General features: G+C 39.4%; 21 protein-coding genes. 12 read left to right on the top strand and 9 right to left on the bottom strand.

The genetic code is table 11. The features are described from left to right. The first annotated feature begins 87 nt into the window (after positions 1-87). Entirely contained in the window at positions 88-1,806 is a 1,719-nt protein-coding gene (recD, locus tag AC0JIQ_RS14610) for an exodeoxyribonuclease V subunit alpha (protein WP_474203275.1), read from the top strand. Positions 1,807-2,499: 693 nt separating this feature from the next. Here recD and AC0JIQ_RS14605 read toward each other — a convergent pair. Then, positions 2,500-3,798, bottom strand: a complete 1,299-nt coding sequence (locus AC0JIQ_RS14605; protein WP_474202065.1) for a serine hydrolase domain-containing protein — start codon at positions 3,796-3,798, stop codon at positions 2,500-2,502. 239 nt (positions 3,799-4,037) lie between these two features. Here AC0JIQ_RS14605 and rpsO point away from each other — a divergent pair, with 239 nt between their 5' ends. The 4 genes from rpsO to AC0JIQ_RS14585 all read left to right on the top strand — a co-directional run bounded on the left by rpsO (position 4,038) and on the right by AC0JIQ_RS14585 (position 9,599). Then, positions 4,038-4,307, top strand: a complete 270-nt coding sequence (rpsO, locus tag AC0JIQ_RS14600) for a 30S ribosomal protein S15 (protein WP_004637724.1) — start codon at positions 4,038-4,040, stop codon at positions 4,305-4,307. A 258-nt stretch (positions 4,308-4,565) separates the two neighbouring features. Continuing rightward, on the top strand, positions 4,566-6,656 hold the full coding sequence (pnp, locus tag AC0JIQ_RS14595; protein ID WP_474203274.1) for a polyribonucleotide nucleotidyltransferase: 2,091 nt from the start codon (positions 4,566-4,568) through the stop codon (positions 6,654-6,656). A gap of 256 nt (positions 6,657-6,912) precedes the next feature. Next, positions 6,913-8,235 carry a dicarboxylate/amino acid:cation symporter gene (locus AC0JIQ_RS14590; RefSeq protein WP_474202064.1) on the top strand — a complete coding sequence of 441 codons (1,323 nt, stop codon included), beginning with the start codon at positions 6,913-6,915 and terminating at the stop codon, positions 8,233-8,235. 140 nt (positions 8,236-8,375) lie between these two features. Then, positions 8,376-9,599: a magnesium transporter CorA family protein gene (locus tag AC0JIQ_RS14585; RefSeq protein WP_004659220.1), complete on the top strand. Its 1,224-nt coding sequence runs from the start codon at positions 8,376-8,378 to the stop codon at positions 9,597-9,599. 29 nt (positions 9,600-9,628) lie between these two features. On the opposite strand, the gene AC0JIQ_RS14580 is transcribed toward AC0JIQ_RS14585, so the two are convergent. The 6 genes from AC0JIQ_RS14580 to AC0JIQ_RS14555 all read right to left on the bottom strand — a co-directional run bounded on the left by AC0JIQ_RS14580 (position 9,629) and on the right by AC0JIQ_RS14555 (position 16,937). Further along, entirely contained in the window at positions 9,629-9,955 is a 327-nt protein-coding gene (locus AC0JIQ_RS14580) for a chaperone modulator CbpM (RefSeq protein WP_004659218.1), read from the bottom strand. Between the two features lie 11 nt (positions 9,956-9,966). Next, complete coding sequence (locus AC0JIQ_RS14575) at positions 9,967-10,911, bottom strand: DnaJ C-terminal domain-containing protein (RefSeq protein WP_474202063.1); 945 nt, start codon at positions 10,909-10,911, stop codon at positions 9,967-9,969. A 141-nt stretch (positions 10,912-11,052) separates the two neighbouring features. Further along, positions 11,053-11,664, bottom strand: a complete 612-nt coding sequence (locus AC0JIQ_RS14570) for a LysE family translocator (RefSeq protein ID WP_346511306.1) — start codon at positions 11,662-11,664, stop codon at positions 11,053-11,055. Between the two features lie 113 nt (positions 11,665-11,777). Then, a complete protein-coding gene (hslO, locus tag AC0JIQ_RS14565; RefSeq protein WP_004659214.1) occupies positions 11,778-12,653 on the bottom strand; it encodes an Hsp33 family molecular chaperone HslO in 876 nt (291 codons plus the stop codon). Positions 12,654-12,772: 119 nt separating this feature from the next. Then, positions 12,773-14,590 carry a cation:proton antiporter domain-containing protein gene (locus AC0JIQ_RS14560; RefSeq protein ID WP_474202062.1) on the bottom strand — a complete coding sequence of 606 codons (1,818 nt, stop codon included), beginning with the start codon at positions 14,588-14,590 and terminating at the stop codon, positions 12,773-12,775. A gap of 121 nt (positions 14,591-14,711) precedes the next feature. Beyond that, positions 14,712-16,937 (bottom strand): primosomal protein N', encoded by a 2,226-nt coding sequence (locus tag AC0JIQ_RS14555; RefSeq protein WP_474203273.1) that lies wholly within the window; start codon positions 16,935-16,937, stop codon positions 14,712-14,714. 161 nt (positions 16,938-17,098) lie between these two features. Here AC0JIQ_RS14555 and gspF point away from each other — a divergent pair, with 161 nt between their 5' ends. From gspF to AC0JIQ_RS14535, 4 genes are all read left to right on the top strand, one after another. Then, positions 17,099-18,304 carry a type II secretion system inner membrane protein GspF gene (gspF, locus tag AC0JIQ_RS14550; protein ID WP_474202061.1) on the top strand — a complete coding sequence of 402 codons (1,206 nt, stop codon included), beginning with the start codon at positions 17,099-17,101 and terminating at the stop codon, positions 18,302-18,304. A gap of 23 nt (positions 18,305-18,327) precedes the next feature. Then, the gene (gspG, locus tag AC0JIQ_RS14545; RefSeq protein ID WP_474202060.1) at positions 18,328-18,846 is read left to right on the top strand and encodes a type II secretion system major pseudopilin GspG; all 519 of its coding nucleotides are present in this window, start codon (positions 18,328-18,330) and stop codon (positions 18,844-18,846) included. A 262-nt stretch (positions 18,847-19,108) separates the two neighbouring features. Beyond that, positions 19,109-19,453 carry a hypothetical protein gene (locus tag AC0JIQ_RS14540; protein WP_474202059.1) on the top strand — a complete coding sequence of 115 codons (345 nt, stop codon included), beginning with the start codon at positions 19,109-19,111 and terminating at the stop codon, positions 19,451-19,453. Positions 19,454-19,480: 27 nt separating this feature from the next. Beyond that, positions 19,481-19,867 carry an ACT domain-containing protein gene (locus tag AC0JIQ_RS14535; protein WP_005218536.1) on the top strand — a complete coding sequence of 129 codons (387 nt, stop codon included), beginning with the start codon at positions 19,481-19,483 and terminating at the stop codon, positions 19,865-19,867. 98 nt (positions 19,868-19,965) lie between these two features. Here the strand turns inward: AC0JIQ_RS14535 and lnt are convergent, their stop codons facing one another. Continuing rightward, on the bottom strand, positions 19,966-21,525 hold the full coding sequence (gene lnt, locus AC0JIQ_RS14530) for an apolipoprotein N-acyltransferase (protein ID WP_474202058.1): 1,560 nt from the start codon (positions 21,523-21,525) through the stop codon (positions 19,966-19,968). Then, positions 21,522-22,361, bottom strand: a complete 840-nt coding sequence (locus AC0JIQ_RS14525; protein ID WP_004659203.1) for an HlyC/CorC family transporter — start codon at positions 22,359-22,361, stop codon at positions 21,522-21,524. Before AC0JIQ_RS14525 ends, lnt begins: the two co-directional genes overlap by 4 nt. A gap of 175 nt (positions 22,362-22,536) precedes the next feature. On the opposite strand from AC0JIQ_RS14525, the gene tusA reads away from it, so the two are divergent. The 3 genes from tusA (at position 22,537) to AC0JIQ_RS14510 (ending at position 24,216) form a co-directional block, all read left to right on the top strand. Further along, positions 22,537-22,794 carry a sulfurtransferase TusA gene (gene tusA, locus AC0JIQ_RS14520; protein ID WP_005162798.1) on the top strand — a complete coding sequence of 86 codons (258 nt, stop codon included), beginning with the start codon at positions 22,537-22,539 and terminating at the stop codon, positions 22,792-22,794. Between the two features lie 3 nt (positions 22,795-22,797). Next, on the top strand, positions 22,798-23,394 hold the full coding sequence (locus tag AC0JIQ_RS14515) for a LysE/ArgO family amino acid transporter (RefSeq protein WP_474202057.1): 597 nt from the start codon (positions 22,798-22,800) through the stop codon (positions 23,392-23,394). 324 nt (positions 23,395-23,718) lie between these two features. Further along, the gene (locus tag AC0JIQ_RS14510; protein ID WP_227505847.1) at positions 23,719-24,216 is read left to right on the top strand and encodes a hypothetical protein; all 498 of its coding nucleotides are present in this window, start codon (positions 23,719-23,721) and stop codon (positions 24,214-24,216) included. Positions 24,217-24,428: the final 212 nt, after the last annotated feature.

Here is a 24,428-nt window from a genome sequence, read left to right as displayed (position 1 = left end):
AACTCTGTTCATAACCTTGTGGACAAGCGTGTGGGTAAGTTTGAGGATAACTCTGTGGACAAACAAGTTGATGATCAGTCAGCACAAATGACATGGTTAAATATGTGGAGTAACTACCTCTCACAAGCACCATTTTCTCAATCTACTCAAACCGTTAACGCTGCACAGGTACTACAACAACTGGTTGAAGCCAGCTTACAAGGAGACAGTTGTATTGAGGCTGATGCAGCACAGATTGAAGCACTGGCTGATTTAGCAGTTTCTAGTGAAATTGCAGTGACGCAAGTCGCGCCATGTGTCTATGATCAGCAGGGCTTGGCATTATACCGATATTGGCATCTAGAGCAACGCCTCGCACAGCAGATTTGTCGATTAAAGCGACAAACGATTCAGGCTGTTGATGCTGAACCTTATCAGGATTTACTTAGTGATGAACATCAGCAGGCTGCACTAAAAATGGTGCTGCAACAAGGCCTGAGCATTATTACCGGTGGACCGGGGACAGGTAAAACCTATACCTTGGCACGTATTATTGCAGCCCTCAACCAGACCATACCTGATATTCGTATTGCCATGGCAGCGCCTACAGGCAAGGCTGCACAACGTATGCAGGAAGCATTACAGAACTCATTCAATGATCCAAAATTATTGGAATCAGGGCTCGTCACTGATGAGTTACGCGATCAAACCACGCAAACCTTGCATCGTCTACTGGGCATGGGCAATCGACAAATACCACGCTTTCATCCCAAACAGCCTTTGCCTTATGACGTGATTGTGGTCGATGAGGCCTCAATGCTGGATTTAAATTTGGCAACCCTGTTATTCGAGGCAGTCCCAGATCAATGCCGACTTATTTTGCTCGGTGATGCCAATCAATTGGCTTCGGTTGATGTCGGCTCGGTTTTGGCTGATTTACAGCAAGTACAGGCATTGACTGAAAATCGAGTTCAGCTACAGACTAGCCGCCGTTTCTCTGGTGAGGCCAAGATTGGACAATTCGCACGATTTATTCAGGCCCAGCAAGATCTCAGCAGCCCTGATTTAGTTTTATCAAAACTAGAGGCGGAAATTGTTCAGGCTGCACCTTTGCAAATGATTTCCTTGAGCAAGGATATGCCAGACCTGATTCAGTTGGAATATTTACCTGACCAACAGCAGGTTGATATAGAGCTTTATCAGAATAAATTGATGGCTGGATTTCAAGCTTATATTAAAGCTTTAAAACATTATATACAGGCAGATGAACCTGCTGAACAGATTCAGAACGTGATTCAAGACTTTGATGATTATCGAATCTTAACGGCAGTTCGACATGGGCCATTGGGGATTGAGCAGCTGAATCGTTATGCTGGGCATTGGCTCAATCAGCAACTCAAACAAATCGCTGTTGGAGACTGGTATATCGGGCGTCCTGTAATGATGACCTATAATGACTATCAGCTTGGAATTTCCAATGGTGATATCGGGATTTGTTTTAAACATCGTACCCAGTCACAGCAATTCGAAGTCTTTTTTCCAAGCTTAAATAAATGGATTGCAGCACACCGACTGCCACGCAGTATGCAAACCGCTTTTGCTTTAACCATTCATAAATCACAAGGTTCGGAATTTACCCATACCGCGATTGTTTTGGATGCACATGCCGAGAAACTATTGAGTCAGGAATTGATCTATACCGCAGTGACACGTGCTAAAAAAGTAGTGAGTATTCTGGCTGATCGGAAGGCATTACAACAGTCATTGATGATTAGAACCGTTCGTCGTAGTGGTTTAGTGCAAAAGATCAATTTAGAGGGATTGTGAAATTATTCTTTAAAATTCACTGTTTTGTAAGTAAAAGCTTACAAGGATTCGAGATATTGTCGCTAGAGTGAAATAAATGTTTTTGAGATCATGTACACACAAAGAGCCTAGCACGGAAAGCTAGGTAAATCGCAAAAATATAATAATAAAGTCAATGAGACAGCGAACTTACAGTGAGGTAAGTGATAAAAGAGGAAACTTACAGCCGCTAAGCCTTGTAGTTTTGGGAGAGACTACAGGGCTTTTTTATTTTTAATCCTTAATCTTACTAACATCATGATAGTCATTGTATTTATTTTAATCAAAATGATTTTAATGAAGAATATCTACCTTTAACAGTGTGCAGTAAAAATTAATTTTTCTATAAAAGCTTTGAACCAAAAGTTTAAATTAAAAATATGATTGTTTGACAATTTTTCTGTATTATTAAGTTAAATGTTATACAGACCTGTACGTTTTTGCTTACATAGAGATAAGAAAAATGCTATTTTTCTCCACAATTAGTTCTGACAGAATAGTCGGTATAAAGAAGATACACACTCAAAGCAAAAACATAAAAAGTGATGTGTAAAATACGTTCAGAGGGTCTGAAAGTAGCTTAATAAGAAACATAAAGAATAATAATAGAAAAATGAATAACGCGCAAAAGCCCAAGTCTGACTTGGGCTCTTTTTTTTGCTGCGATCAAATGAATTAGACGATGTCTGCTTCGTGTCGATCTGTTGCAAATAATGAACGACGTTGATTCTTTGGAATCTTAGGGCAGTTGGTTGAGATTTGATATAATGTTTTTGCAAGAGCAGGGAGGTGTGTCCCAACGACAGATTTTCCTGTGGTAAGCAACGATACACTAATATCACGCTCTGGATCTGCCCAACATAAAATATTAGAAAAACCAATATGCCCAAAAGCCTGACCAGTCATTGGCCCAAATAAACCGACTGGATTACTACCAAGCATTGGACCTAATGCATAACGCATTGGGGCGAGTAGGGTGCGGTCTAGGCTTGTTCCTGATGTTGGTAGGGTTGAGCGAAATACAGTTTTTGCGCTCATGATTTCTTTACCCTGATATTCACCACCGCTGAGTAACATTTCAAAAAAGCGACCAACTTGTTCGGCACTGGTATAAATGTTCCCAGCAGGACAAATCGTATCCATGAAACGAGTATCGTTGGTTACATCCACTGCAAGTTGTAAACCACCACCGAGTACATGATTAAGATAATGGTCTGTACCTAAGCTTGGGTGAATTCCTGTGGCATAGTTTAGTGCAACATTATCTCGATATTCTGGTTTCAAACCATAGTTGAAATAACCCAGCCCCATTGGTTTCTCAATATTTTCAGCCAAAAACTCACGTACGCTTTGTCCAGTCACACGCTGAACGATTTCACCTAGGATATAACCAGCGGTAACAGCGTGATAAGCAAGATGTGTCCCTGATGGCGAAACAGGTTTAGCTGCGCAAAGTACTTTTAAGATTTCTTCTTGATTAAATAAAAGTTCTGGTGTGACTTCTGTATCAATACGTGGAATCCCGCCACGGTGAGAAAGCAAATGGAAAATAGTCGCACGACGTTTACCATTGACCCCATATTCAGGAATATAGTAGCTAATCGGATCGAGCAGATTTAAATCGCCGCGCTCATCCAACATATGGATCAGCATTGCTGTAACCATTTTTGATGCAGAGAATAAACATACAGGTGTATCAGGCGTACCAATTTTTGCATCTGCGGCTAAACCATCTGGGGAGTTACCCTGTGCATAACCAATACTGCGGTTCAGTAAGATTTGTCCTTGACGTCGCAAACATAATGTAACGAGTGGATAGTTTCCTGTTTTATACAGGCATTCAACGCTATTCCAGATCTTTTGGATCTGCTTTTCAGTCATTCCACCCAATTCAGCTGCAACTTCATCTTTTGAGCGAATCACTTGATTTAAGTCATTTGGTACATAACAAGTATTGGTCGATAAAATTTTCACGATTCCCTCGCAATATTTTCGTTTTCTTTCGTCTCTGTCATAAATTGAAAACAGATATACGATAGTGTGCCTATTTTGTTCAATGCTGTCAGCTGCCGAAATGCCAGCAAAGTTAAAACATTTTTGCAATATGATGATAGATCACTTAAAATAGGCGACTTGCTGTAGTGATGCACGGCAGTCAGTTGCTTGCAACTGATCATTATCATTTTATTTTTTAAGCATCTCGGAGAAATCGAATGGCTTTAACTAACGCAGATCGCGCAGAGATCATTGCTAAATTTGCTCGTGCAGAAAACGACACTGGTTCACCTGAAGTACAAGTTGCTTTATTGACTGCTCAAATCAATGATTTGCAAGGTCACTTTAAAGAACACAAACATGACCACCACAGCCGTCGTGGTTTGATTCGTATGGTTAACCAACGTCGTAAATTACTTGACTATTTAAATGGTAAAGATCACGGTCGTTATGTTGCTTTGATCGGTGCATTAGGTTTACGTCGTTAATTCGATTTTACTTTGTTTTCGCTATTTCGCATGTTGCAATGCTTTATCGCTGAAAAGAGAGTTTCACCTGATTTACTTTAGGTGATTTTAGAAGGGGCGCTTGTTCGCTCCTTCTTTGTGTTTAACTTTTATGTAAAAATTTTTGATCTAGTGCGATGGCTTCTAAGCTTTGTCATTTATCTACACATGAGTTGTAGTCTGAATGCCAAACCTTAGGGGTCTCACTAGAATAAAACTAGGAAAATATAATACATGTCAATGTTTAATATCGTTCGTAAAGAATTCCAATTTGGTCAGCACCAAGTTGTTTTAGAAACGGGTCGTGTTGCACGTCAAGCAAATACAGTTTTAATCACAATGGGTGGTGTAACTGTGCTTGTTGCGGTTGTGGCTCAGGCTAAAGCAAAAGCGGGTCAAGACTTTTTCCCGTTAACTGTTAACTATCAAGAAAAACAATATGCGGCGGGTCGTATCCCTGGTGGTTATGGCAAGCGCGAAGGCCGTGCATCTGAAGCTGAGACTTTAATTTCTCGTTTGATTGACCGTCCAATTCGTCCATTGTTCCCAGAAGGTTATTTCAACGAAATCCAAGTGACAGCAACAGTTGTGTCTTCTGACAAAACGATGGATGCTGATATTGCTGCAATGTTAGGTACATCTGCTGCATTGTCGATTGCGGGTACTCCTTTCCGTGGTCCAATTGGTGGCGCACGTGTTGGTTTGATCAATGGTGAATATGTTCTTAACCCAACGTTAGAACAACTTGCACAATCTGATCTTGATCTTGTCGTTGCAGGTACAGAATCAGCAGTGTTAATGGTTGAATCTGAAGCGAAAGAACTTTCAGAAGACCAAATGTTAGGCGCAGTACTTTTCGGTCATGACGAAATGCAAATTGCTGTGCAAGCAATCAAAGAATTTGCTGCAGCTGTTGGTGCGAAAGAATCAGAGTGGGTTGCTCCAACACACAACGAAGAATTACGTGCGAAATTAAAAGAAGCATTTGAAGCAAAAATTTCAGAAGCGTATACGATTGCGGTAAAACAAGAACGTTATGCAGCTTTAGATGCACTTTATGCAGAAGCAAAAGCGCAATTCGTTCCTGAAGAAGATGTTGATGGCATCGCTGATGAAGTTGATTTCTTATTCGAAGATCTTAAATACCGTACCGTACGTGACAACATCTTGTCTGGTAAGCCACGTATTGATGGTCGTGATACTAAAACTGTTCGTGGGATCGACGTTCAAGTAGGTGTATTAGGTCGTGCTCATGGTTCAGCATTGTTTACACGTGGCGAAACACAAGCACTTGTAACTGCAACTTTAGGTAACACACGTGATGCATTGATGGTTGATACCTTAGCGGGTACAAAAACTGACAACTTCATGTTGCATTATAACTTCCCTGCTTACTCAGTAGGTGAAACGGGTCGTGAATCAGGTCCTAAGCGTCGTGAAATTGGTCACGGTCGTTTAGCACGTCGTGGTGTACAAGCGGTTCTTCCACCTGTTGATCGTTTCCCTTATGTACTTCGTATCGTATCTGATATTACTGAATCAAATGGTTCATCTTCTATGGCGTCTGTTTGTGGTGCATCTCTTGCACTTATGGATGCAGGTGTTCCGCTTAAAGCACCAGTTGCAGGTATTGCAATGGGCTTAGTGAAAGAAGGTGAGCGTTTTGCAGTTCTTTCTGACATCTTAGGTGACGAAGACCACCTTGGTGATATGGACTTTAAAGTAGCAGGTTCTGCAAACGGTATTACTGCGCTTCAAATGGACATCAAGATCGAAGGTATTACTGAAGAGATCATGGAAGTTGCATTAAACCAAGCTTTTGCTGGTCGTATGCATATCCTGAATGAAATGAATAAAGTCATTTCACGTGCGCGTGCAGAAATCAGTGCTAATGCGCCGACTTTCGAAGTGATTAACATCAATCCAGATAAGATTCGTGATGTGATTGGTAAAGGTGGTGCGACCATTCGTGCCATTACAGAAGAGACTAAAGCTGCGATTGATATCGAAGACAATGGTACAGTTCGTGTATTTGGTGAAACTAAAGCTGCTGCTCGTGCTGCGATTGCAAAAATCCAAGCACTGACTGCTGAAGTTGAGCCAGGCAAAATCTACGACGGTAAAGTGATTCGTATCGTTGAATTTGGTGCGTTCGTAAATATCATGCCTGGTACGGATGGTTTACTTCACATTTCACAAATCTCAAATGAGCGTATTGCGAATGTGACCGACGTGTTAAAAGAAGGTCAAGAGCTAAAAGTACAAGTTGCTGATGTTGATAATCGTGGTCGTATTAAGTTGACAATGAAAGATATTGAGCAAGCTCAATAATAGCAATACTTTTGCTTAAAAAAAGCGCATTGTTTTTACAATGCGCTTTTTTATTAACTAGATGAAAATTATAAATATAAATTGGCGAAACAATAAACATAAAATTATTTTATATTAGACATTAGTCGAATGCTTAAATTGTGAGGATTACAATTAACGTAGAATTCCCCAAATTTCCGCTCCTGCCTGTGTTTATAAGGTTTTAGATAGACAGTCGGAAGTCTATTTGTTATCCCAATATGAAGGAATATTACACATGCATATCGATCATGCCGCCACAGGTCAAGATGACCAACAGCCACCAAAGAAACCCAAGTTTTATCAAATTCTTTACGTACAGGTCATCTTTGCAATTGTTGCAGGGATATTGTTAGGTCATTTTTTTCCTGAATTTGGTGAAAGTTTAAAACCGCTTGGTGAAGCCTTCATTAAAATGGTGAAAATGATTATTGCACCCGTAATTTTCTTGACCGTTGTGACAGGGATTGCTGGGATGAAAAATCTCGGCAGCGTTGGACGAGTCACGGGTAAAGCGATGATTTACTTCCTGACCTTTTCAACATTGGCATTAGTCGTCGGGTTAATTGTTGGGAATGTGATTCAACCGGGTCATGGGTTAAATATCGATCCAAGTACATTACACAGCACTAAAGTTGATGAATATGCAGCTAAAGCACATGAATCAACTATTACAGGTTTCTTGATGAATATCATTCCAGATACATTGGTGAGTCCATTTGTATCAGGTCAAATTCTTCAAGTTTTGTTTGTCGCAGTATTATTTGGTTTGGCACTTGCTAAATCAGGTGATTTGGGGCGTCCAATTACTGACTTCTTACAACAATTAACCAATCCTGTATTCACTTTAGTGGGTATGTTGATGAAGTTTGCACCTATTGGTGCATTTGGTGCGATGGCATTTACCATTGGCGCTTATGGGATTAGTTCAATTGGGAACTTGATGTTATTAATCGCAACTTTCTACATCACTGCTTTACTTTTTGTCATTGTTATCTTGGGTGCAGTCGCTCGTTATAATGGTTTTTCGATTATCGACCTGATCCGTTATATCAAAGATGAACTCTGGTTGGTTCTTGGTACAAGTTCATCAGAAGCAGCACTCCCATCATTGATGGCGAAAATGGAAAAAGCAGGCTGTGAAAAATCGGTTGTGGGTTTGGTAATTCCGACTGGGTATTCATTTAACTTAGATGGTACCAATATTTACATGACATTGGCGGCATTATTCATTGCACAAGCATGTAATATTGAATTGACACTCACTCAACAAGTGACAATTTTATTGGTGGCTATGCTCAGTTCTAAAGGGGCTGCGGGGATTACGGGCGCAGGCTTTATTACTTTGGCAGCAACGCTTTCGGTTGTTCCTGCGATTCCAGTTGCGGGAATGGCATTGATCTTAGGTATTGATCGCTTTATGTCTGAATGCCGTGCTTTAACCAATTTAGTTGGTAATGCTTGCGCAACAATTGTTGTTGCAAAATGGGATAAGGCATTAGATAAAGAGCAACTCGACCAAGCCTTAAAACATGGCGTGGTAGTAAACAAAGACGTTTAATACTACCTAATTTGTAAAAGCCTCGATGCCTTGCATACGAGGCTTTTTCATGTCATTTGATTTTGATAATAGAATAAACATAGCTTTTTATTGTGCTTCATGGCAGCATTTCTATAGATTTTCAAACTTATCTCGACTCTATGCAGCTTTATTATTTTTATCGTCATAACAGTGAAAATACGATTTTTATTAGCGTGGAACAACAAACAGAACATACGCTTGAGTTTTTGTGGGTTGATAGTTTGAGACAGGATTTGGTTAATCATACCGATTCTTGGCAAAAAAATATTTATGAGCATACAGGTGTAGTGCTTAACGAATTTCATATGCGCGATTTGCTCAATATTGAACATCCTTGTGCCTTTGATACAGTTGAAGAATATGACCTATTAGTATTTCGGAAATTGATCAGTCCAGACGATCAAATTTATGAAAGTGACAATGCTTTAGAATCTCATGAAAGTATTTTTGGCCTAGCAACTACACCGATGAGTTTTATCCTAACGCCGAATATTTTGGTGAGTGTGAGGGAGCAGGGCAATAAAGCAATCGAAAGCTATATTCAACGTATTCAAGTAATTATGGGGCGTCCGATTGCTGAACAAAATAAGCCGAGAAAATTAGCCAGTACACCTGCCGATTTATGCTTACGTTTGCTGAACAGCATGATTGATGGCTATTTGAATTTGCGTACACCGCTGACCCGTCGTGTTGAATATTGGCAACAGCAACTTTTGCAGGGCAATCGCCGTTTTAAACAGTGGCATCAATTGTTTCATGAAGATATGGCTTTCCAGCAAATTGAAAATTTATGTGAGGAACAAATAGAGACCTTGCAGGAGTTCCGAGATGAACTGGTGGATAATTATCATCATGTGATGGGGGAGCATAAACATAAGAATCAAGACATCCTCTTGGTTCGTCTTAATGATTTAATGAGCCATGTAGAGCGTGTTCAAAAACATACCTTGCGTTTAAGAAATGCGATTCAATCGGCGATTGATTTGCATTTTTCTGCTATTGCGAATCAAACCAATGAAAATATGCGTATTTTAGCAATTATTACGGCAATATTTGCCCCGTTGACCTTATTAACAGGGATTTATGGGATGAATTTTGAATTTATCCCAGGGTTAAAGTCACCTGTTGGTTTTTGGATTATGCTTGCAGTCATGCTAATGAGCACGGTGGTACTGTTGTACTATTTTTACCAGCAACATCTGGTAGGGCGTGGTGAACGGAGCGTAATTGATCTATTGGCACAACAGCATAAACAACGAAATGTAAATTTACTTTGGTTCTTAGACTATGAACCAATTAAGCAAACACTCAAAGAAGTAGAGAAAATGACTAAACTTAAATAAAGCCTTTAGTCATATATAAAAATGTTGCCTTAGTGAAAATGTTTGAGCTGTTTACGCAGTTGCTGTACTTCATCAATCAAATCCAACATCACCGCAACTGCTGATAAGCTAGCATCGAAGTCACGTTGTAAACGATAAGCTCGACGTGCTCGAGCTACATCTTCACCGATAAACTGATAACTTTGTGGATCGACTTGGATTTGTAAAATTTCATAATCAATCAGTTTTAAAACCCAATCTGTACTTTGACCACATGCTTCTGCAAAGTGTTCGAGATCAAGTGCCAATTGTTCATCAATAATTTCAACTTGGCAGTGACCGTCATATTGAATTTCTTTGTATTGAATAGTTGTCATGATCTTACTCCTTATGATGCACGAGGTCTGAATGAAGCAAAAGCATCTGCAAACTGTTGATAAGCTTGTTGCTCTTGTTCGCTGTGTGCCGGTGGTAAAACAATATTAATAATTAGATATAAATGCCCTGCGGTTTTATTTGGTATCCCTTTATCTTTGAGACGTAATTGTTGCCCATTTTTAGCATTTTTAGGTAAATTGACCTTGAGTTGCCCTGCGGGAGTATAGACTTCAATGCTTTGTCCTAGAGCTGCTTCCCACGGAGTTACATCAATAGTTTGATAGACATCAGCCCCTTCAATACGAATGCGGTCGGTATCTTTATATTGGATTTCAATATAAAGATCACCATTTTCACCGCCATTGATACCACTTTGTCCTTGACCATTTAAGCGAATTTGCTGACCTTCTTTCATTCCTTTTGGAATCTTAACCTGCAAAGTTTTTCGCTGTACTTCAGGTTCACCATAAACATTGTAGGTTGGAATTTGAAGCGTAATTTGCTCTGTTGAACCGTGATAGGCAATATCTAAATCGACTTGAATACTGGCATGTTGATCCTCACCCCGATAGCTGCGTTGTTGACGTTGCGAACGTTGTTGTCCGCCACCAAAACCTGAGCCAAATCGACCAAATAAATCCTCAAAGCCACTAAAGTCAGCGCCTTCACCTGAGCTTTGGCGATAGAACTGTGAACCGTCAAACCCATTTGGATTGCCTTGTCCAAAATTAGAGAAACCTTGTGGATGATCTAACATCTGATCGTATTCAGTTTTTTTTGTAGCGTCACTCAAGGTGTCATAGGCGACATTAATCGCCTGCATTTTAGCTTCCGCATCGGTTTCTTTACTCACATCAGGATGATATTTACGTGCTAGTTTTCGATAAGCTTTTTTAATTTCATCTGCTGAGGCATCTCTTGAAACACCTAGCTCTTCATAATAATTTTTTGCCATGATCTTAAATATAATAATGAGATGTTTCTTTCATTATGAAACGAATCCAAGAGATTTCAATGGATTCGATTGTATAAGAGTTGTTTTGTTTAGCTAAATGCTGAAAGTAAGTATGAGTACTTTCAGTTTTCTAAGATCACTTTAGATAAAAGTTTCAATCAGCCCATAGAGTGCAATCAACACGAGCAGAGCACCACACAGACCTAGAATCTTTGGATAGATTCCGCTTTGAGAGAGGCGACTGAAGAACAGATACACTAAAGACAAGGTTAAGAAGTCCAAAATGATCCATGTGACCGTAAGTAAGCTTAAACTGAAATTGATGTTCGGCGAGAGATGAATAAACTGTGGGAAAAAAGCCGAAAAGAAAATAATATCTTTTGGATTGGAAATTCCCACCAGAAAGCCTTTTTTAAAGCCTCCGCTTTGTGTGGATACGGTTTGAATAGCGGTTGGATGTGGTGCCTGAAGCACTTCTTTAATAATGCTATAGCCTAGATAGGCAATATAAAGGCAACCTAATATACGAATGGCTTTTAGATAGTTCTCATCAATGGTGAGAAAGCCTTTGAGAATGAGTACAGAAATAAAAATCAGGATTAAAGAAGCGAAATTGGTACCAAAAATAGTTTCTAATGCTTTTCTATAACCGCCTTTCAGACCAGCACTCGCCACTAAGATCATTACGGGGCCGGGGGTAGCAATCAAGACAATAACGCTAATAATAAACAAGAAATATTCGAAGTAATTCATAAGTCAAAATTAAGGTCTATGTTATTGGGAGATTTGAAAATTGTTCTATCGGATAGACCTTAATACAAAATAAAAAAAGACGGAAGCCCGTCTTTTTTTATTTTACTTTTCAATTAACTTAAATGTTCACCAAATAAGCCTAAAGCTTCTTCTGCACTAAACTCATAACGTGTATTACAGAATTGGCAATCCATCTGGATTGGATTTTGTGCTTCTAGTGTTTCATGAACTGCATCCACACCAATTTGAATCAAAGCGTGGGCACAACGTTCCTTTGAACAGGTACAACCGAACTTTAACTGCTCAACTTCAGGTAAACGAACCTCTTCTTCGTTATACAAACGATAGAGAATTTCATTGGCTGAAAGATCCGTCAATTCCTCGGGTTTAAGGGTTTCAGTCAACATGGTCAAACGAGGCCACAGGTCTTCATCAACCAACTTTTGTTCTTCTTCATTATTGCGAGGGAGTAGTTGGATTAATAAACCACCTGAACGTTGACCATTAGTTGCCAGTACGATATGTGTTGGAATCTGTGCAGACAAATCATAATATTGCGTTAAGCAACCTGCTAATGTCGGTTGATCAAATGGTACGATACCTTGGTAGCGTTCGCCGTGTTCAGGCTCAATATTGATGAACAGCACAGGGTTGGTCAGGGCAGCAAGCACGGTACGACTATCTTTGCCTTCTGTGAAGCGCGGATCTTCTTCATAATCTGCGAGCGCACGAACTTCACCTAAGTGATTGCACTCAGCCATAGCCCATTTAAATGTTCCACTTGCTTGAATTTGTAAACTAATACGACCACGAATCTTGAGTGTACTCGCAAGTAAGGCGGTTGCACTCAGCATTTCACCCAAGAGACTTTGTACCGCAGGCATATATTCACGTTGCGCCAAAATGGTTTGTAGTGCTTCTTCCAAATGAACCACTTCACCACGAACAGGGCAGTCTTCGATAAAAAAGCGTTGGCGTAAATCAGACATATTTTTCTCCAGTGCTCCTTCGAGGGAGCGCAAAGCAACGCTTTGCTTTGTAACGCACTTCAGACTTTATAAAGAGGTGCATGGTTATGCAGTCAATAATGGTGTCAGTTTGCCAAAACTCAAGATGTTTCATTGAGTGATTTTACATCACTTTGTGTGTTTTGATCATTGCTCGCACGATCTAAAATCAAAGTTTTTGTATTTGCAAATAAATACTCAAGCTCGGCAATAGCACTTGGATAATTTTTAATGATCTCTTGTTGATTAGAATTCCAATGTTGCTGGATAAGCCGTTCATCTTCTTGTTTAAAATGCATCATCAAATTTTGTGCTTTATCTTCGGAAAAACCTGTTTCAACCAAGGCTTGCTGCGCCATACTTAACGCAGATGCGTAGGTTTCACGCCAAATTTGTGAGATACCTAAATCATGAAGTAATCGTGCATGATGACGGTCTCTGGCACGAACCAAAATGGTTAAATCTGGATAATTTAAACGCAGATGCCGCGCTAGATTCATACTGTCCTCGACATCATCAATCGCAATAATCAGTAACTTACAGTATTCAATACCTGTTGCGCGTAGGTTTTCGATTTGTGTAACATCGGCATCAATAAAATGATGTCCATATTGTTCAATAAAGTCAGCATCAGGTTGGTTGCTATCAATCACGTTAAAGTGTTTGCCTTGCGCATGTAAAGCACGTGCAATGACTTGCCCAAAACGACCAAATCCAATAATGAGAATTGGATGTTGTGGGATATCAGCATCAGCCACAGCGACTTTATTTTTTTGCAGCATCGGTAAAATTTTCCGATTAAACAGTGCGTAAAGTAAAGGTGTGAATAGCATCGAACCCAAGATAATAAGAAATGTAGGTGCTAATAATTCTGTGCTAAGTAAATTTTCGCTTTCAGCTAGCTTGAGTAGAATTAAACTGAGTTCACCACTTTGTGCCAAGCTTACGGCAAATAAGGTACTAAATTTGGTATTGCGTTGGTGATAATAGCTGATCGCACCTATCACAACTGCTTTGATTAAGACCAGTGCAAAGATTGAACCTAGAATCAAGAGTGGAGATTGGCTTAAAGGTGTCAATGAAAGACCTAAGCCAATCGCCAGAAAAAACAAGCCTGTCGCCGTATCTTTAAAGGGTTCTAGAATGCGTTCAACTTTAACTTTAAATTCAGTCTCAGCAAGTAAAAGTCCAGCTAAAAATGCAGCAATCAAAATATGAAGATTTAAAATATCCATAATCAGGATGACTGAAAGCAGGATGAATAAGCTGAGTACAGGAATGAGATGAAGGCTTTTTTTATATACTAAGAAACGAAATATGGGACGAACTAAATAACGATTGGCTAAGAAAAGGCCTGAAATCGTAGCGATGAGCGCTGCAAAATAGGCGATTCCGTGTCGAGTAGAGGCTGTATCTTCTAGTAAAGGAAAGAGTGCAATCAGAATGACGGTAATAAAAGCCTGAAATTGTAAGGTGGCTAAAGTAGCTTGTTCTAATTTATGGTTGCTCTGTTGTTTTTGTTGGAGTAGTTGTTGTGGAAGAATCAACGCGGAGAGCGCTAAAGCACATCCGAGAATCATACTGTGCAACAATTGATCAACCAGTAAGAAACATGCTCCAACTAGAAGGATCGTGATGATGAAGTATTGTAGGCCACTATTTTTTAGGATGCCTCTGCGTTCTCCCCACAGTTTTAGCGGGCGAAAAGCAAAGCCAATAAAGAACATCACGGCAATCATACCGAAATACAGCAGTTGATTAATCAGTTTAGGATCTTCAATCAAACCAGAAATGCTGTAACCAAGTAAAAGCCCTGCAATCAGATAGCCTAAAACAGTGGTGGAGGCATAGCGTTTTGTCAAAGGAACAAAAATTAAAGCCGCAGCCAGTAAAAAAATAATCGGGAGCAGTAAAGACATTGAATGCCTCAATTTTTCTATTTTATCTAGACTAACTCAAATAAAGCGCCGGTAAAAATATGATCTGCAAAGATGATATTCGGAAACGCCCTTGGTCATTTGAATCAACGGACGTTTAGCTTTAACTAAACTCTTGTGGATCAACATCTATCGAGAGTCTGAGCAAATGCTGACGTGGTAAATGTACCACTTGTTGCCACCATTGACGTAAATAAAAGTGCAGCTTGGCGCGATCAGTTGATAAAATCACCATATGCGCGCGATAACGACCAGCTTTACGTTCCATCGGTGCGGGAATGGGTCCCCAAATATCCACGATATCACTTGCCATCACTCTCAATTGTTGGGCAATATCAGCTAAAAATTGTTGGCTATAGTCGCGATCTTTAGATTCAACCCGAACCAATACTGCATAACGATAAGGCGGTAGCAGGGCAACTTTGCGATCAGCCAGCATTTGTTTGGCGACAGTACGATAATCATGTTCAATCAATGTGGTCAGCATCGGATGATCTGGACGCAAACTTTGCAAATAGACACTGCCTTTATGCTCGCCGCGACCAGCACGGCCGGCGACCTGTACAATCAGTTGTGCGGTTCGCTCAGGCGCACGTGGGTCAACACTGAGCAGTCCGGCATCAATATCTAAAATCGCAACCAGCGTCACATGCGGGAAATGATGCCCTTTGGCCAACATTTGTGTGCCCAATAAAATACTGGGCTTATTTTGCTGAATGCGATCATAGATCTTTTGCCAGCTCCCGACTCGACTGGTGCTGTCCCGATCGACCCGAATCACCTCATTGTGAGGAAATAATTCTTGTAAGTGTTCTTCAAGCTTTGCCGTTCCTGCACCAATGGTTTTTAAGCTTTGCTTCTGACAGGCAGGACAATGATCAGGCAGGCGATTGATGGTGCCGCAGTGATGGCAATGTAAATAATGGTAGGGCTGTGAATGCAAAGTAAAATGCGCATCACAATGCGGGCAGTTGGCTTGCCAACCACAGCTTTCGCACATCAGGATCGGTGCATAGCCGCGTCGATTTAAAAAGATCAGCACTTGTTCTTTACGCTCTAACGTATGTTTGATCTGTTCGATGAGCGTTTGGCTGAGTCCGTGCTTCTTTTTTGCGATTTTTAAGTCTACGACATGCATCTTTGGCAGTACCGCCACGCCTGCCCGTTGATTTAACTCAAGCAAATGTAACTTGCCCGATTCTACCAAGTGATAACTGTCAATACTTGGGGTGGCTGAACCGAGAATGACAGGGCAGTTTTGCAAATGGCCACGATACAACGCCACATCACGGGTATGGTAGCGAAAACCTTCTTGTTGTTTGAAAGAGAGATCATGTTCTTCATCAAGAATGATTAAGCCTAAATGCGGCAGTGGGGTATAGATTGCAGAGCGTGTACCAATAATAATGGAAGCTTTGCCTGTTTGTGCATGTTGCCATGCCTGTAAACGTTTTGAGTCATTTAAGCCTGAGTGCAGTAAGGCCACATCACAATGAAAACGTGACTTAAAACGAGCGACCGTTTGCGGGGTTAGGCCAATTTCAGGCACCAGTACCAATACTTGTTTGCCTTGTTTTAGCACCTCATGCATGACTTGCAAATAGACTTCAGTTTTACCACTACCAGTCAAACCATCAAGTAAGAATGCTTGATAGTGATGTTGTGCTTTGAGGATCTGTTGAATGGCTTTCTTTTGATCTTCGTTTGGTGTCAAAGGCACTTGTGCCAGTTGCACAGGCGTTGGGGTGAAATCATGTGGCTCTAGACAGCACTCTACCAATCCTTTTTTCTCTAGGGCTTTGAGGGTTGATGTTTCTACGCCACTCAGGTTAAGTATATTCTCGGTGGCTCCATGTGGATGAAGTTTTAATACCTGATAGGCATCATATTGTTTTTGAGAGCGTTTTAACAAGGCATTTGGGTCATTGTGAGGGATGATTTTCCATAAATGAAACAAAATATCTAAGGCGCGCCCTTGTCTTAATAAAGTAGGCAGAGCGCTTTGCATCACTTCACCAATCGGGAATTGGTAATATTGTGCTGACCATGTCAACAAAGTTAAAACTTGTTGATCTAGAATTGATTCCTGATCGAGTAATTCTGTGATGGCCTTAAGTTTGAATTGCCCTATAAATGCTTCGTTTGGATCAACTTTCTCCGTAATGATTCCCACGAGATTTTGCCGTCCAAAAGAAATAGCAACCCGTGCCCCGATTTGAGCCTGTGCATATTGCTCAGCACTGACCGTGTAGTCAAACGTGTCGTATACATAAACGGGTATTGCAACTCGAATACGGTACAAAATAGCGTTAGAATTTTGGCTAGGCATATAGGCTTCATTCATGGGTAAAATGGCATGACTGCATGTCATGGAATTATGCTAAAGTGCGAAGTGTTATGTCGATGAATTTCTTGTGAAAGTATCAGGTTTCATTTCAAACACGGATGCAACTGTAACAACAACTATTTTGGGACAATTAGAACAGAACCATGCCTGCTTATCAATTTACCGCTCTTGATGCCTCTGGAAAGCAACATAAAGGTGTGCTGGAAGGGGATTCCGCACGCCAAATTCGTCAACAGTTACGCGATAAAGCATGGACACCGATTGCGGTTGATGCCGTTGAGCAAAAAGACAAACAGCAACAACGCTCATGGTTTAAAAAAAGCTTTAGCGCCTATGATCTTGCCCTGATGACCCGTCAGCTTTCAGTCTTGGTCGCTGCAGGAATTCCACTTGAAGAAGCCTTGCGTGCAGTGAGTAAGCAAAGTGAAAAATCACATGTCCAAAATTTATTAATTGCCGTACGATCCAAGGTTTTGGAAGGACATTCACTAGCGAAAAGTATGCAGCAGTCGGGGCGATTCCCTGAACTGTATATTGCAACTGTTGCTGCGGGAGAGCGTTCAGGCCATCTTGATCTGATTCTAGATCAGCTTTCGGATTACACCGAAAATCGTTTTGCCATGCAAAAGAAAATTCAGGGTGCGATGATTTATCCGATCGTACTGATGTTGATGTCTTTCGGAATTGTCATGGGTCTAATGACCTATGTCGTGCCTGAAATCGTCAAGACTTTTGAACAAAGTAAAGAAGCCTTGCCATGGATTACGGTTGCCTTGATGAAAGCCAGTGCTTTTATTCGGCATACTTGGATTGGTATGCTGATTCTCACTTTTATTGCCATGATTCTGTTTACTCGTTTCCTTAGAACGACTGCAGGGCATTATGCATTTGACCGATTAACACTCAGATTGCCACTATTTGGTAAACTTTCACGTGGTATAAATGCGGCGCGTTTTGCCAGTACTTTGTCGATTTTAACCCGTTCAGGTGTGCCTTTGGTTGAGGCTCTGCGTATCGGTGCTGAAGTGAGTAATAACTGGGTGATACGTGATGCGATTGAGGTCGCGATGGAGCGTGTAACAGAAGGTGGTAATTTAGCAACACAATTGGAGCGTTGCGGTTATTTCCCACCAATGATGGTACAAATGATTCGAAGTGGTGAAGCGTCAGGTGAACTGGATCGCATGTTGGACCGTGCATCTACTATGCAGGATCGTGAGGTGACGACCTTTATTTCTACATTACTGGCCTTACTTGAACCTTTGATGCTGATTTTTATGGCAGCAATTGTATTGGTGATTGTGATTGCGGTAATGTTGCCAATTATTAATATGAACAATATGATCTGATGAGTAAGATGTAAGAGATGAATATGAATAATTTAATAGATAAACAAAATGTTGGACGTAGCTTGAATCCTGCCACTCGAAGCATAGCTTCTCGTCTTGCGACCCGACCGAGCGCTGCTCGGTTTAATCGGGTCTCAGGATTTACCCTCATTGAGGTGATGGTAGTTATTGTAATTCTAGGTGTTTTGGCTGCTTTAGTTGTTCCTAGCGTAATGGGGAGAAGTGAAAAAGCCAAAGTTGACACAACTAGTATTACACTCAAAGGTGTTGCTGGTGCTTTGGATCAATATAAGCTCGATAATGGTCGTTATCCATCGATGCAAGATGGTGGTTTAGATGCTTTGGTCAACAAACCTGCGGCTGCTAAAAACTGGTTGCCAGGTGGTTATGTTAAAGGTGGTTATCCAAAAGATAGTTGGGAAAATGATGTTCAATATGTAATTCCAGGTCGTGAAGGCCGCGCGTTTGATTTATATTCGTTTGGTGCGGATGGTAAAGAAGGCGGGGAAGGCAATGATGCCGATATTTATTACCAGCCATAATGTTTGAATAAAATATCACTTCATTTTTTGATTAAATAAATCGAGAGTGAAGTGATAATGTTTATTGATTAATAATTTTTATTTAAGTTTTTGAAAAATATATAAAAATAAAATATTAACTATGTGAGATTTATAATAAGAATTATTCCCATACTTAATGGTTACAAGAAACAATGAATTATGTAGGTAAATAGACTTTTCCTTTAAATCAAAGCTTTGCATAATAAATTCAGACCATTTAAATCAGGTATGGAGAAATGAGATGAAAGCATTTCTTGTGTTAGATGAACTTAATCAGTTTCATTGGGCAATGCTGAAATCTGTGTTCTTTATTTTAAGCCTATTACCGATGAGTGAAGGTGCTCTGTCCTTATGGCAAACGACTGAGGGTAGTAGCCAAATAATGATTGGTTTTTTTGCACTGAGTATGTTGAGTGCATGGTTTGTGCTTTGTTTTTTAAGTGCTTTAAAAACCAGTGTTTGGAATAATCATGAGCTGATTCCTAAATATGAACAATTGTTGTTTAATGCCTATCGTTATATCCCAATGTTATTTTTATCGAGTTTAGTGGCATATTTATCGGTGCAAGTATCTATGGTACTTTGAGGTAAATAATTTTAGTTAGGGTATATGATGTTTATCCGTTTTATTATTCATGCAAAGGATGAGGGTTCAAATAAGAGGCAGGGCTTGTTTCAAGCAATGTCAGATTTAGAAGCGTCTGGTGAATTGTATGATTATGAACAAACTTATTATGATGAAATATATGATTGGTTTAGAAAAAACCTAAAGAAACCAGATAGCTTTGCTCGATCATCTAAACCCCATGCGAAGAATGTTGCTCTTAGTTGGTTTAAAGACACAGCTGATGAACATATATCAAAAATGTATGAAGTTACTTATCTTCTTCGAGCGCATGGTATTAATGTAGAAATCTTGAGTACAGAACGACCAGGGTATGTTGTATATGAAGATCAGTTTCAAATCGTGGCTGAACCATTTAAGGAGACCTGTACTTAGAAAAAGTCTTTTCTTTAGATTGATTCTGTAAAAATATTAATAAAATAAGCACTTAAATCTATTATTCCTCTAAATGCTTATCTTAATTTATTAAACAATTACCGCCGTGATTTAAACGAAATATCGACTTTGCGTGGACGATAAATCCAACCCAAAATGAGTAAAAAAACTGAAAAAATCAGAATTGGATAATCACTTAAACGGTTGTATAACGTTTGTCCTTGCATGGCAGGTAAATCACCACGTAATACAAATTCCTGATCTAAAGGAGCTTGTTTCACAATGTGACCATTGTGATCAATAAATGCAGTTACACCAGTATTAGTCGCGCGAATAAACCAACGACCATTCTCTTTGGCGCGCATTTGTACCATTTGTAAATGTTGCCAAGGACCTGCTGTACCTGTAAACCAAGCATCATTTGAAACAGTGATTAAAAAATCACTATTCATCGCATTACGACGGGTCAGATTAGGATAAGCCACTTCATAACAAATGGCTGCTGCAAGCGCATGTCCTTTAATTGTTAGAGGTTTTTGGTTAGCTTCCCCACGTGAAAAGCCACTCATACTAATATCATTTTGCATTGCAGGTAGAACCCATTTCAGCATTCCTGAAAGAGGAATATATTCGCCAAATGGAACAAGACGTTGTTTTTTATACAAGCCATGCGAGTCACTGCCTGACGCCATAATACTGTTGTAATATAAGGGTTCACCCACTTGTTGAGACTTTGGCATATCCCAGTAAGGGATTCCAGTGACCCAAGCGCTATCTGCCTTTTTTGCTTGAATATCCATTGCTTTTAAAAAGTCTGGAATATCCGTTTGAAATAAGGGAATAGATGATTCAGGCCAAACGATGAGATCACGCCCCCATTCCGCACGGGTTAAAGTGGCATAAATTTCTAAGGTTTTAATTTGATACTCAGTCAACCATTTCAGGTCTTGTGGAATATTCCCTTGAATCAGTGACACACTCAGCGGTTTAGCTGCTTTAGGTTGCACAAATTGAATCAACCCAGCACCCCATGCACCCACTATCAGTAGTGACGAAGGAATAGCCCAGAACCAACGGCGATTTAAAAGCTCGACCAAGGCACAAGCCAAGACAATCACAACAAAAGAAACAGCATAGACACCAAATAAAGGGGCATAGCCATCGAGTAAGCGTTCAGTGAAGGCATAGCCTGCAAATAACCATGGAAAACCTGTGAATACCCAAGTTTTTGCCCACTCAAATAGCACCCAGAGTGGAGCGAAGGTTAACGGTGTTTCTGGGAAAAAGCGACGGTACAGCCATGTTTGAAAAGCTGTAAATAAACCCATTGCTGCTGCCATAAAGGCAATCATCAAAATGCTTAAAAATGCATTGGTATCACCATAAGTATGGATAGAGGTGAAGAGCCAGAACGCGCCGATAAACCATAAACCAAAACCATAGGCCCAACCTAGCGCAAAAGCTTGGCGTGGGTTACGTTGACGTAATACAGCATATAATAGAGCTGGTGATAGAATCGCCAGCCACCAAAAATAATAAGGTGCTAAAGCTAAACTAAAGATTGCACCTGAAATCAGTGCAATCAAAAGGGGAAAAATAAAGGGTAACTGTTTTTGCGGTTGAGAAGTTTTTAACAGCTTTTCAAAATAGGCTCTCATTGACGTACAGCTCGAATCAGATGAATAGTGCGTGCATCTGCTTCAATAATGGTAAATTGCCAATCTCCAAGCTCAATGGTTTGACCTTGTAAATCGCTTACTAAACCAATCTCTTGCAGCAGTAAACCGCCCATAGTTTCAACTTCATCATCAGAAAAATCTGCATCTAAAATTGTGTTGAAATGTTCAATTGGTGTAAGTGCCTGCACAATCCATGTATTGGCTGTGGTTGGATCATTGTCAGGTACGATATATAGTGCTTCTTCATCGGCAATATCGTGTTCGTCTTCAATTTCACCGACGATCTCTTCGAGAATGTCTTCAAGAGTGACTAGGCCAGAAGTTGAACCATATTCATCGATGACAATCGCAATATGTGTTTGGGTGTTTTTGAGCATACGTAACACTTGGTCTGAACGTGCACTTTCAGGTACAAACACAGGTTGGCGCATCAGAGAGCGAATATCGACTTTGACATTGCGCTCAGTCAAAAAAGGTAAAAGATCTTTTGCTAATAAAATACCAACAACATTATCACTTTGATCTGCTGAGAACACTGGGAAACGCGAATGTGCTGAATCAATCAGGACATCTAAAATATCCAATAACTGATCATCTTCTTGTAAGCTGATGATTGCAGTTCGAGGCGTCATGACTTCCCGAATTTTTGTTGCTGGTAGATCGAGAACACCCTCAAGCATAGCAACAGTATCTGGTTCTAAAAAACGACGTGAGTCTTGAACTAACCTGAGTAATTCATCGCGGGTTTCAGGTGCAGTACCTAACCATTTTCTTAAGCCACGCATACCCCACGACGGACTGGATTCCTCGACCATGATCTTTCCTAAAGACTCTCTATATCAATTAGATGATTTTCATCATACCGAAGAAAAAGCGGATATGCATCAATAAAACGATGCGAAAAATGTACAGTTTTTCAAAAAGCTGTTGATGATTTTTATCGACTTACTTTATGTTAAAATTTGACTATTAAAATATATGAGTATGATGATGTCCGAACAACCTCAACTTCCCACTGTTCAACTTAATACTAGAGGTTTACGTTGTCCTGAGCCTGTAATGATGTTGCATCAAGCGATTCGTAAAGCAAAATCGGGTGATATCGTCGAGGTGTTTGCTACAGATCCTTCTACATCTTGGGATATTCCTAAGTTTTGTATGCATCTTGGGCATGAACTATTATTAAAAGAAGAAAGTCTCGATGAAAACAGTCACACCGAATATCGTTATTTAGTTCAAAAAGGCTAAGTTTTGCTTTCTACATATTTCTCAGGTCTACTTTTAGGTTTCTCTTTAATTCTAGCAATTGGTGCACAAAATGCTTTTGTACTGAAGCAGGGCTTATTGAAACAATACGTTTTTTGGGTTTGCTTAGTTTGTGCTTTATCTGATGCAGTTTTAATTTGTTTTGGTGTATTCGGTTTTGCATCAATTTTGAGTCAGCAGATTTGGTTGATTCAGGCGATGAAATATTTTGGTGCCGCTTTTCTACTGATCTATGGTCTACGTAGTTTTTATAATGCGTACAAGGCTGATACAGGTTTAGTTGCCTCTGATCAACCTACAACAAGTTTGGTACAAACTTTGATTTTGTGCCTCAGCTTTTCTTGGCTCAACCCACATGTTTATTTGGATACAGTGGTGTTGTTAGGTTCTATTTCTGCTCAATACCTTAATAAAACCGCTTTTGCGATGGGGGCTGTTTCAGCATCTTTTATTTTCTTTTTTAGTTTGGGTTTTGGCGCTCGTTTGTTACGGCCTATTTTTGCAAACTCTAAAGCATGGAAAATTCTTGATGTGCTGATTGGCATTATTATGCTTATCCTTGCTGCTTCTTTGTTGATCTAATATTTATTGAAAAGTGTATTAATTTTCTATTTAAAATATATATGAATTGCTTTTAGGGTGAAAAAAAATATATGTTTTTAATATACTAAATATATAATTCATCTGTAAGTGGTACTAAATGATTGTGGAATTATAATGATTTTTATTTAAATATAATGCTTTGATGTGACAAATATTGCCACAAAAGTCTCATTAATGTATGTGAAAATAAATGCATAGTAGACAGGCGTACTATATTGTAATTAACAGTAATATTTGTATAATTTTTATAATCTGTCTCTTGTGTTAAAGAAGAAAATGTTTTATTGGGCTTTGTTCGGACTAATGTTGTCATCCATTATCTCTTCTTTTTTACTAGGAGGGTATTTCCTATTTTTTAATAAAGATTACTTTTTTTTAATCATTGGTATCTTGCTTCTATTTTTGGGTGTTTTAATTTTCTTAGAATCTGAAAATTTGAAATATAGTTCGCTTCGTAAAAAGTTTAAAGAAAGTGATGGTGCATTCCCTAAAGAAAACAAACTGATTTCATCGATCCTTTTGCTAGATGAGCTTGGTGGAAAAATCGGTTTTAAAAGAAGGTACAAATGGCAGTATAAAGATCGTGAAGTCTTTATTGTGATTGCTTATAAGACCTATTCGATCTATTACGACTCTGAAGTTTTATATAAGAAAACCTTCTCTAAAACAGTTGTGTTTAAATCAGGACCTTGGGTAAATGAATTTAACGAATATGTAAAATCGTTAAATACTGAGAAGAAAATTCCTTTAGCTAAAGATCTAACAAAAGAGCAAAAAATTTACGAAGAAATAAGTTTTTAAGTTTATTACTTAGTATAAAACCAATCTTTAAGGTTGGTTTTTATTCTTATTATAATTAATATTTTATTTGAATATAATTTAGATATTTAATATTCATTTAATAATAGTATGATTTTTTATTTTAGTTAAGTTTGTCTCTTTTATTAAATTAATTTTGTTAAAGTATTTCAAATGATTGTATTTGTATAGGTTTAATATGAATTCATTTCTTG

Source organism: Acinetobacter sp. FB, from assembly GCF_056033405.1.
The sequence above is the reverse complement of the archived record's forward strand: the minus strand, read 5'-3'. Positions and strand labels throughout refer to the sequence as shown.